General features: G+C 61.6%; 9 protein-coding genes. 6 read left to right on the forward strand and 3 right to left on the reverse strand.

Features of this window, described 5'->3' with window-relative positions; translation table 11 throughout:
• Positions 1-89: 89 nt before the first annotated feature.
• The 3 genes from NE584_RS18640 to NE584_RS18650 all read right to left on the reverse strand — a co-directional run bounded on the left by NE584_RS18640 (position 90) and on the right by NE584_RS18650 (position 3,311).
• Positions 90-953: a DUF4397 domain-containing protein gene (locus NE584_RS18640; RefSeq protein ID WP_256183477.1), complete on the reverse strand. Its 864-nt coding sequence runs from the start codon at positions 951-953 to the stop codon at positions 90-92.
• A gap of 221 nt (positions 954-1,174) precedes the next feature.
• On the reverse strand, positions 1,175-1,300 hold the full coding sequence (locus NE584_RS18645; RefSeq protein ID WP_256183478.1) for a hypothetical protein: 126 nt from the start codon (positions 1,298-1,300) through the stop codon (positions 1,175-1,177).
• Between the two features lie 76 nt (positions 1,301-1,376).
• Positions 1,377-3,311, reverse strand: a complete 1,935-nt coding sequence (locus tag NE584_RS18650) for a RyR domain-containing protein (protein ID WP_256183479.1) — start codon at positions 3,309-3,311, stop codon at positions 1,377-1,379.
• A gap of 232 nt (positions 3,312-3,543) precedes the next feature.
• On the opposite strand from NE584_RS18650, the gene NE584_RS18655 reads away from it, so the two are divergent.
• The 6 genes from NE584_RS18655 (at position 3,544) to NE584_RS18680 (ending at position 9,334) form a co-directional block, all read left to right on the forward strand.
• The gene (locus tag NE584_RS18655) at positions 3,544-4,257 is read left to right on the forward strand and encodes a FadR/GntR family transcriptional regulator (RefSeq protein ID WP_050624044.1); all 714 of its coding nucleotides are present in this window, start codon (positions 3,544-3,546) and stop codon (positions 4,255-4,257) included.
• Positions 4,258-4,621: 364 nt separating this feature from the next.
• The gene (locus NE584_RS18660; protein WP_108981111.1) at positions 4,622-5,692 is read left to right on the forward strand and encodes a TRAP transporter substrate-binding protein; all 1,071 of its coding nucleotides are present in this window, start codon (positions 4,622-4,624) and stop codon (positions 5,690-5,692) included.
• A gap of 75 nt (positions 5,693-5,767) precedes the next feature.
• Positions 5,768-6,271, forward strand: a complete 504-nt coding sequence (locus tag NE584_RS18665; RefSeq protein ID WP_256183481.1) for a TRAP transporter small permease — start codon at positions 5,768-5,770, stop codon at positions 6,269-6,271.
• Between the two features lie 15 nt (positions 6,272-6,286).
• Positions 6,287-7,555: a TRAP transporter large permease gene (locus tag NE584_RS18670; RefSeq protein WP_050624047.1), complete on the forward strand. Its 1,269-nt coding sequence runs from the start codon at positions 6,287-6,289 to the stop codon at positions 7,553-7,555.
• A 52-nt stretch (positions 7,556-7,607) separates the two neighbouring features.
• Complete coding sequence (locus tag NE584_RS18675) at positions 7,608-8,441, forward strand: SDR family oxidoreductase (protein WP_050624048.1); 834 nt, start codon at positions 7,608-7,610, stop codon at positions 8,439-8,441.
• Positions 8,435-9,334: a dihydrodipicolinate synthase family protein gene (locus NE584_RS18680; RefSeq protein ID WP_256183482.1), complete on the forward strand. Its 900-nt coding sequence runs from the start codon at positions 8,435-8,437 to the stop codon at positions 9,332-9,334. Before NE584_RS18675 ends, NE584_RS18680 begins: the two co-directional genes overlap by 7 nt.
• Positions 9,335-9,400 lie beyond the last annotated feature (66 nt).

The following is a 9,400-nucleotide window of genomic DNA, read 5'->3' on the forward strand; positions in this document are numbered from 1 at the left end:
GCTGGAGGCGGCGCCCAGGTCCACCTACACCCTGTATGTCCTCAGCGGGGCCTTTACTGGAAAGGCAGGACCTTTGTCTGCCGGGAGAGTCAGCGGTCTGTCACCACCAGGGTCTGGATCTCGTTGGAGCCGGAGCCCCCGCTGAGGACATACAGGGTGTAGGTGGACCTGGGCGCCGCCTCCAGCTGGAGGGAGGCCAAGGCAGAGAAGGGGGGCGCCATCCCGATGAAGGCGGAGTCCATGGTTTCGATGTCCAGGTAGCTGGGCATGGGGAGAAGGTTGGTCTCCGCCAGATAGAACTGGTAGGTCCCGGGGCGGATCTGCTTGAAATAGGTGGTCTCCTTGAATTGCACGTCGGTATAGACCACCCGGCCGTCGGCAAGAAGGAGGTCCAGGGGCTGGCTGTTGTAGGCCAGGTTGCTCATCCGGAAGTTGGACAGAGCGCCGGTGGGGGGGCAGCACACATCGGAGATGGGGACCAGGTCCAGGCCGCCGGCGGTCTGGACCACTGCTACGGTGACAGGGGCGTTGTCCTGGAAGGGCAGGGTCTTTTGCAGGTAGATGTAGCCGTCCTGGCCCGACACGGTGACGGACCGGTATCCGGAAGCCATCCGGCGGTAAGAGGAGACTGCGGTGAACTCCAGAGAGCGAACCGCCAGCGTGCTGCCGATGAAGATGCGGAAGGGGGGATAGGAGCGGGCCGCGTTGAGAAAGCGGATGCTGCTCCAACGGGGCCAGCCGGGGACCATGCCGATGTCGCCTCCTGGGGCCACGGGACCGCCCTCTCCCGGATTTGGGAGAGGGATCACCGGAGTACCCCCGATGTCGGGCGCCACAGGACCGCCCTCTCCGGGGTCAGGCAGGGGGATCACAGGGGTCTGGCCGCTGGAGGCACGGGACTGGGCGGCGTCGGGGGAGAAGGGTTCGGAAGAGAAGCAGTGGAAGGATTCCATATGAAGAGCCGAACAAGCTCGGCTTTCCTCCTTTCGGTTTGGGCTGCCCTATCCTATTCCGGGGACGGGAGAGGGGTGACAGGCGTGACCGCACCCTTTTTCCGGGAAAGGGGAGGGGAAGCTGGCCGAAAGGAGCACAGGCCGGACCTGGAGGGAAAGGATACCAGGAGAGGCGCTGAAAAGCGGAAACCGGCGGCTGCCTATGGGCAGCCGCCGGTTTTTCACATCGCGGGGTCGGAGGACTGGCGCTGATCCCGGTCCCGGCACTGCGTGCCCTGGGCCTGGGCGCCCTTGCTGTTCTTCTTCTGCCGGGCCTGCTTTTGGTCCTGCTGGCTGTTCTTAGGCATAAAATCTCACCTCAGCAGTAGTATTGCCTGGGAAAAGAGATCCATACCAGAAAAACAGCCGAACTGCAAAAAAAACTCAGAAGGACTTCCGGTACAGCTCGTAGCCGATCTCTTTCAGGTAGTCGGGGACGTTGCGGACGGACATCCGGATGAACTCCTTGGTGGACTCATCCAGCTCCTGATAGGGCCGCATGTCTGGGTGGAGTTTCAGCTCGCTGTCCCGCTTGCCGTAGCGCCAGCCGTCAGCCCGCTTGTCCTTCATCCAGCGCTCGTGCTCCAGCTCAGAGAGCTGTTCCAACACTGGGCCGTAGAGATCCATGATGGTGTCCGCGGCCCCGGGAAGGACGGGGCGCAGGCCGATGCTCATGTTGAAAGACTCCAGCCGCTCCCCCAGATAGCGGATCTGGGAGCGGTGGCCCTCCTTGTAGAACTCGTCCAGGTCGCTCCAGTCCGCCATCTCCGGTTCCTGCCGCACCAGGGAGAGCTCCTTGGGGGTGGCACCCCGGGCCTGGGCGTCGGCCAGGTGCTTCTGGCGGTACTTCTCGTGGGCAGTGAAGGCGTACTGTTCCACCGCCTCCCCCATCATCTGCTCAAAGGACAGCTTGCGCATAAAGTCCTGGACATCCACATGGATGTCCAGCTGGGCAGCCAGGGGAAGGCAGGAGGGGGTGTACCGGCTTGCGCCAGCCAGCCGGCTCATACCCAGGATAAATTCAATGGACCGGGCCCCATGGCGGTACTCCGACACCCTCAGCAGAGCGCACAGCAGGCCCCGGGAGATGTCCACCCGTCCAGTATCCGGGTGGCAGATACCCTTCACGTTTTTCAGGATCAGGCTGCGCAGCAGCATAGCACGGCGGATGATGTGCTTTTTGTCGGTAACGCAGGTGGGGTTGGGGCCCTTGATGTCCAGGATGCCTTTGAGGCGGCTGACGAAATCGGGGCCCTTGATGGCCTGGAAGCGGTGCACGTCCTCCGGGGCCTGGGGAAGAAATTCCGAGAAGGAGGAGGCGGTGGCACCCGCAAAGACAAAGACCGCCCCCGGGATGGGCAGGGGGCTGCCGTCCAGGGTGTATTCCCCGTCCTGCATGGGGGCCAGGAAATACTTCAGCCAGCCCCGGGAGACCCCGCCCAGCTCGGAGTCAAACTCGTCGAAGAAGATCAGGGGGATCAGCCCGTCTTCATAGCGCAGAGCCTGATGGAGGGCGTGGAAGAGCTGGGGGACCGAGTCGTACTGGGACAGGTTCAGGGAGGTGATGCGGAACCTGCCCCGGCTCAGGGCGATCTGCTTGACGCCGAAGGACTTGCCGGAGCCAGGAGGTCCGAAGACGGCGATGGAGATTGGCTTGGGGGCGTCCTCCCCTGCGTCCCGGTGGTCATATGCATAGATGTACTCGTCCAGCAGGGTCTTGATGGCGTGGTAGTTCTCGATCTCCCCCAGGTCTACCGTAGACAGAACCCGGTAGCGGCAGACGGGGACATGGCGGAACAGGTGGTCCGTCCCCTCCAGCACGATGTTCTGGGCCACTGCCAGATAGCCCCCGGGCTGAGATTTGCAGAACTCGTCCAGGATGCAGAAGGGGTCGGAACCGGAGACCAGGGTCTTCAGGCTCCGGTCGGGCACCGCCACCCGGCAGACCTCACCGTCCTGCCGGCGCTGAGCCAGGCTGCACAGGACCTGATAGAGGTCGGAGGAGTCACCCAGGGTCCGCTTCTCGCTGCGGTTGGGGGTGAAGAGCAGGGACCAGTGCCAATCCTCCCGGATGAGGGCGCCCTCCTCGTTGAGGAGGATCACCATGTCCTTCCGGCTGCGCAGGGCCCGCAGGGCATCATTTACCGCCAGCTGGAGGAGGAATTCATCCACGGTGCGCTCGTAGGAGATCTCCCGGCTGATGGGAAAGTCCAGCTGGCGCAGGTGCTCCATGCGGAGCAGGGGCGTCTTGGAGGGGGAGAAGGCCTGGGCCAGCAGCAGGCCGGACTGATAGGGCTGATAGTAGGCTCTGGGTTTCATGGCGGGCTCCTTTCTGAGCGGGCCGGACCGGGACCCGGCGGCAGGTGTCTTTTTTCTATTGTAGACGCTTTTTCCGGCCTTGGCAAGAGCTGGGGATGGGAGATGAAAAGAGAAAAATGTCATACAAAGAACAATAATTGTCATACAAAAGAAAGAAATCCTTGACGTATAGGGTATCGGGTTGTAGAATAAAAACAATGACATGCCCAAAAGACAGGCGGAGGTGAGGCATATGGAACCCATTTCCAGGGTCCCCATTGTCCAGCAGGTAGAGGAGAGGATCAGAGAGCTGATCCAGGAGGAGCAGTATCAGCCTGGGAAAAAGCTGCCGCCGGAGATGGAGCTGTGCCAGCGCCTGGGAGTGGGCCGTGGCACTGTGCGGGAGGCATTCCGGCTGCTCCAGGCCAAGGGTGTGGTGGAGATCAAGCCGGGACGGGGAGCCTTTGTGGCGGAGAACCCTGCAGAGCGGGATATCGGGGCCATCGACTGGCTGGTGGAGAACGAGCGGGAGCTGCGGGACTCCATCGAGATCCGCACGGCGCTGGAGCCTATGGCGGCCCGGCGGATGGCGGAGCGGTGCAACACCGAGGATATCCGCCGCCTGGAGAACATCCACCGCAGCTTCCTAAGTGCCATTCAGGAGGGGGACGCGGCTATGATCGGCCGCCTGGACGAGCAGTTCCACAGCGCCATTGTGGAGAGCAGCGGGAACGCACTGATGATCGAGATCAACAGCCATGTGTGCCAGGGAATGCAGACCTTCCGCAGCAAGACCTTCCAGGTGGAGCAGAACGTGAAGAACGCGGTCATGCCCCACAGCAATATTATGAACGCCATCCTGGCCCGGGATGCCGCCCAGGCGGAGCGGGAGATGCGGGCCCATCTGGACAAGGTCCAGGAGGATCTGACCCAGAACATCCATGCCCCGGGACACGAGACAAAATAATCGGAACTGCCCAGCCCGGCAGTTTGAGACCCCCAGCCGTACCGGTGCGGCTGGGGGATTTCTTCTGTGTCCCGGCAGAGAAGAGGACACGGTCCGGCTCAGGCAGCGGTGTTTTGGACGTGCCAGGAAGACGGGCGGGGTCCAGGGGAAAACCGGCTTTGTACAATATGTTGAGAAATTTGAGAAAAAGAGAGAGCAGAGCGGAAATTAGCACAAAAATGAGAGAGGAATTTTGTCGGCTTTTTCCATTGACATCTTAATACAGTCTTAATATACTATAGTCAGATGTCATACAATCGTCCGTCTGACGAAAGGGAGGACGGTGGTATGTAGCTTCGGACACAACGATAAGGAGGATCCTGTAATGAAAAAACTTGCTTCCCTTGTGCTGGCCGGCGCCATGGCCTTTTCCCTGGCTGCCTGCGGAAACAACAGCACTCCAGCCGGCGGCAGCTCCGCCAATGCCGGCACCAGCACTCCAGCCGCCAGCACTCCCGCCTCCGGCGGCATCGAGCCCATTGAGCTGACCATCTATTCCCCCGGCAACGAGAACTCCGTCCCCACTAAGACCATCATTGAGTACGCCCGTCTGGTGAACGAGGCCTCTGACGGCGCCATCACCCTGGATGTCCACCACTCCAACGAGCTGGGCAGCGACGCCGAATCTATCGAGTCCACCCGCATGGGCACCATCGACCTGATCTTTGCCGGCACCTCCGGTTTTACCTCCTTCTATGAGAAAGCCAAGGTGCTGGACCTGCCCTTCCTGTTTGACAGCGCGGAGCAGGCTTATGAGGTGACCAACAGCGAGATCGGTGAGCAGATCTTCTCCGGCCTCGAGGAGTTCGGCCTGGTCTTCCTGTCCGAGGGCGATAACGGCATGCGCCACATCTCCACCACCAACCGGCCCGTCCACACCGCCGCCGACGTGCAGGGCCTGAAGATCCGCGTGCCTGAGAGCCAGCTGTACCTGGACGTGTGGCAGGCTCTGGGCGCCACCCCCGTGGCCCTGGCTCTGCCTGAGCTGGCCCTGGCCCTGTCCAATGGCACCGCCGAGGCCCAGGATAATGCCACCTATCACCTGGTCGCCAACGCCACTTATGACGACATCAAATACTTCTCCAACATCAACTACATGTGGATGGGCTGCACCATGGCCGCCAACGCCAACACCTGGAACGGCCTGGACCCCGCCGTACAGGAGATCCTGAAGGAACAGGCCAAGGCAGCTGCCAAGTACAGCTTTGACACCATCGCCGCCGACAACGAGACCGCCACCAAGACTCTGCAGGACGCCGGCGTGGAGTTCGACTTCGAGCCTGATGTCCAGTCCTTCAAGGACGCGCTGGGCGGCGACGCCTACTATGATCAGTATAAGGATGAGAGCTGGTACGACCAGGAGCTGCTGGACGCCATCCTGGCGGAGGTGCGCTGATCCAAACAAAATCTGCGCTGACAGCTGCATAGGCCCCTGCCTATGCAGCTGTCCTTTGTAGAGGGGAGAAATCGTATGAAATTGTGTAACAAGATATCCAAAGGGGTGGCCAAGGGCGCGGAAGTGATCTGCATGCTCACCATTGCGGCCCTGGTGCTGGTCATCGTGGTGGAGCTGCTCCGCCGTAACTTCCTGGGCCAGTCCTTTGGCGGGAACGTGCAGCTGTGCGGCATCCTCTTCCTGTGGATGGCCTTTATCGGCCTGATCCCCCTGTACCGGGACAGCGGCCTGATGCGCCTGGACTTCCTTGTCGCCCGCACCAAGGGCCCGGTGTACGAGGTGCTGTACTTCGCCAACAAGCTGTTCAGCCTGCTGCTGGGCGTGGTGATGGTCGTCGCCTTCGCCGCCCAGTATCCCTATGTCAGCACCCGCACCTATTCCACCTTCCCTATCCCGGTGCCCTATACGGTGCAGTATTTCCCCATGTGCCTGGCTGGAGCCTATATGGCGCTGGAGTCTCTGCGGCAGATGGCGGAGCACGTGGCAGAAAAGGCCCGGGGCAGCCGGGCGCAGGTATAAGGGAGGGACACGGATATGGTAATTTTTCTGATAGCGTTTGTGCTCCTTCTGGTCATTGGTGTCCCTATCAGCATCTCCATCGGCGCCTCCGCCGTGCTGGGGTGCCTGTCTCTGGGGTATCCCTTGGTGGTCATCGGCCAGAAGATGGTCAGCGGCATCGACTCTTTCCTGCTGATCGCAGTGCCCCTGTTCATTCTGGCGGGCAACCTGATGAATGCAGGCAAGATCACGGAGAAGATCTTTGATACGGCCAAAGAGCTGGTGGGCTGGATCCCCGGCGGCCTGGGCCATGCCAACGTGGTGGCCAGCATCATTTTCGCCGGCATGTCCGGCTCCGCTGTGGCCGACGCCGGCGGCTTGGGCGCCATTGAGATGGAGGCCATGAAAAAGAACGGCTATGACGAGGACTTCGCCGGCGCCGTCACCGCGGCCTCCTCCGTCATCGGACCCATCTTCCCGCCCTCCATCCCCCTGATCATCTACGGAAGTGTGGCCAGCGTCAGTGTGGACCAGCTGTTCATGGGCGGCGTGGTGCCCGGCCTGCTGATGGGCGTACTGCTCATGGTGATGGTCCTTTACTTTGCCATCGTGCGCAGGTATGAGCGCCACCCCTTCCGCCTGCGGGCCCTGATCCGCCAGTTCCTGGGATCCATCCCCGCCCTCATCACCCCGGTCATCATCCTGTGTGGCTTCGTGGTGGGCTGGTTCACCCCTACAGAGGCGTCTTCCATTGCGGTTATCTACTCCCTGCTGATCGCCCTCTTCCTCTACCGGACCCTGGACTGGAAGAGCTTCAAGAAGTGCCTGAAGGACTCCGCCATCTCCTCTGCCAACACCCTGTTCATCATCGGCACCTCTACCCTGTTCACCTACGTCATGGCAATGGAGGGCATCTCCCGCCAGTTCGCTGATGTGATCCTGGGCATCAGCAGCAATCCCAACGTGGTCCTGCTGGTCATCAACGTCCTGCTGCTCGTCCTGGGCATGGTGATGGAGCCCGGCGCCATCCTGACCCTGATGCTCCCTGTGCTGCTGCCCATTGCCAACGGCCTGGGGCTGGACCTGGTCCACTTCGGCGTTATGGTGGTGCTCAACCTGATGATCGGTCAGGTGACCCCGCCCTTCGGCGTGTGCCTGTTCGTCATCTCCGACGTAAACAAGCTGAAGCTGGAACGGCTGTATCGATCCATCCTGCCCTTCCTGGTCCCCTTGATTTTAACGCTGATTCTGGTAACCTATATACCGGGGATCGTTACGGCCCTGCCAAACGCCCTGCTGAGCTGAGAACGTCCCCTGTTCCAAATCATCCAATTGTTAGAGAGGAGTACATCACATCATGAGCGATCAACTGTTCAGCGTAGAAAATAAGATCTGCATCGTCACCGGCGGCCTGGGGCAGATCGGCAAGAATTTCGTCCAGGAGCTCTGGAAGCGGGGCGCCAGGGTGGCCGTGTGGGGCCGCACCGTCAACGACGAGCGCATCGCCAAGACCCTGGGGGAGGAGGCCCTGAAGACCTCCGCTCTGCGTTTTTACTCTGTGGACATCACTAAGAAGGAGGAGATGAACGCCGCCCTGGACGACATGGAAGCGGTCTGGGGGGACGCCCCTGATGTGCTGGTGAACAACGCCGGCATCGACACTCAGCCCTCTGCGCCTCCGGAGGTGTCCGGTCCCTTTGAGAACTTCCCGGAGGAGATTTTCCGGGAGGTAGTGGATGTGAACCTGGTAGGCACCTTCCTGGCCTGCCAGGCGGTGGGCGCCCGGATGGTCAAGGCGGGCAAGGGCGGCTCCATCATCAATGTGGGCTCCATCTATGGCATGCTCTCTCCCATCCAGGACATCTATGCCTATAAGAAGGAGATGACCGGCGTCCCCTTCATCAAGCCGGTGGCCTACTCTGCCGCCAAGTCCGGCATCTACAACCTGACCCGCTACCTGGCCACCTACTGGGGCAAGCAGGGCATCCGGGTCAACACCCTCACCCCCGCCGGCGTGTGGCGGGACACCCAGGACGAGATCTTCCAGGCCAACTTCTGCGCCCGGATGCCCATGGGCCGCATGTCTCAGGAGAATGAGTACAACGGCGCCCTGATCTTCCTGGCCTCCCAGGCGTCCTCCTTTATGACGGGTTCCAATCTGGTGATCGACGGGGGCTGGACAGCATGGTAAACGTGAAGCCGGAGCAGTTCCAAAAGATCTGGTCGGCCCTCATCACCCCCACCAACGAGGACGAGAGCGTCAATTATGAGGCCCTGGAGCGCATCGTGGAGCTCCAGATCCAGGACGGCGCGGAGGGCTTCTACTGCTGCGGGTCCTCGGGGGAGGGGCTGCTGCTCACCCTGGAGGAGCGCAAGCAGGTGCTGGAGCACGTGCTCAAGGCGGCGGACGGGCGGGTGCCCGTTATCTCCCATGTAGGCACCATCCGCACCCGGGATGTGGTGGACCTGGCCCGGCACGCCATGTCCGCCGGGGCCCTGGCGGTGTCCATGATCCCGCCCTACTACTATAAGTTTTCCATGGACGAGATCATGGGCTACTACGAGGACGTGATCCGGGCCATCCCCGATGTGCCCGCCATCGTCTATAACATTCCCCAGTTCACCGGAGTGGAGTTCAGCAAGGAAAATGCGGGACGGTTGCTGTCCAACGAGAACATCGTAGGCATCAAGCACACCTCCACCAACCTGTACAGCCTGGAGCGGACGGGGCAGGCATTCCCTGGCAAGGCCCTGATCAACGGCTTTGACGAGCAACTGCTGGGAGCTCTGGCTATGGGCTCCTGCGCCACCATCGGCACCACGGTCAACCTGTTTGCCCCCCTGTTCCACCGGGTGCGGGACGCCTTTGACCGGGGGGACATGGCCCAGGCCTACCGCTGGCAGCACGCCATCAACCTCCGGGTGGAGGAGACGGTGAAGCTGGGCATTTTCAACGCCATGAAATACGGCTGGACCCTGCGGGGGGTGGACTGCGGCTTCTGCCGCGCCCCCTTCCGGCCCCTGGACGGAGCGGCCAGGGAGAAGATGGCCCAGCTGATGGCCCTGCCCCTGGAGCCGGTATGAGCTCCCGGCCCGTCAGATTCGTATCCTGATCGAAAAGAGAGAGACAGCGCCCGCCGCGGCTCCAGG

Source organism: Clostridium sp. DFI.5.61, assembly GCF_024462915.1.
In the GTDB taxonomy this organism is placed as follows: domain Bacteria; phylum Bacillota; class Clostridia; order Oscillospirales; family Oscillospiraceae; genus Lawsonibacter; species Lawsonibacter asaccharolyticus.

What these genes read in the sequence shown, in the direction of transcription:
- NE584_RS18640 (WP_256183477.1), bottom strand. Translation starts at nt 953, where the DNA reads ATGGAATCCTTCCACTGCTTCTCTTCCGAACCCTTCTCCCCCGACGCC.
- NE584_RS18645 (WP_256183478.1), bottom strand. Translation starts at nt 1,300, where the DNA reads ATGCCTAAGAACAGCCAGCAGGACCAAAAGCAGGCCCGGCAGAAGAAG.
- NE584_RS18650 (WP_256183479.1), bottom strand. Translation starts at nt 3,311, where the DNA reads ATGAAACCCAGAGCCTACTATCAGCCCTATCAGTCCGGCCTGCTGCTG.
- NE584_RS18655 (WP_050624044.1), top strand. Translation starts at nt 3,544, where the DNA reads ATGGAACCCATTTCCAGGGTCCCCATTGTCCAGCAGGTAGAGGAGAGG.
- NE584_RS18660 (WP_108981111.1), top strand. Translation starts at nt 4,622, where the DNA reads ATGAAAAAACTTGCTTCCCTTGTGCTGGCCGGCGCCATGGCCTTTTCC.
- NE584_RS18665 (WP_256183481.1), top strand. Translation starts at nt 5,768, where the DNA reads ATGAAATTGTGTAACAAGATATCCAAAGGGGTGGCCAAGGGCGCGGAA.
- NE584_RS18670 (WP_050624047.1), top strand. Translation starts at nt 6,287, where the DNA reads ATGGTAATTTTTCTGATAGCGTTTGTGCTCCTTCTGGTCATTGGTGTC.
- NE584_RS18675 (WP_050624048.1), top strand. Translation starts at nt 7,608, where the DNA reads ATGAGCGATCAACTGTTCAGCGTAGAAAATAAGATCTGCATCGTCACC.
- NE584_RS18680 (WP_256183482.1), top strand. Translation starts at nt 8,435, where the DNA reads ATGGTAAACGTGAAGCCGGAGCAGTTCCAAAAGATCTGGTCGGCCCTC.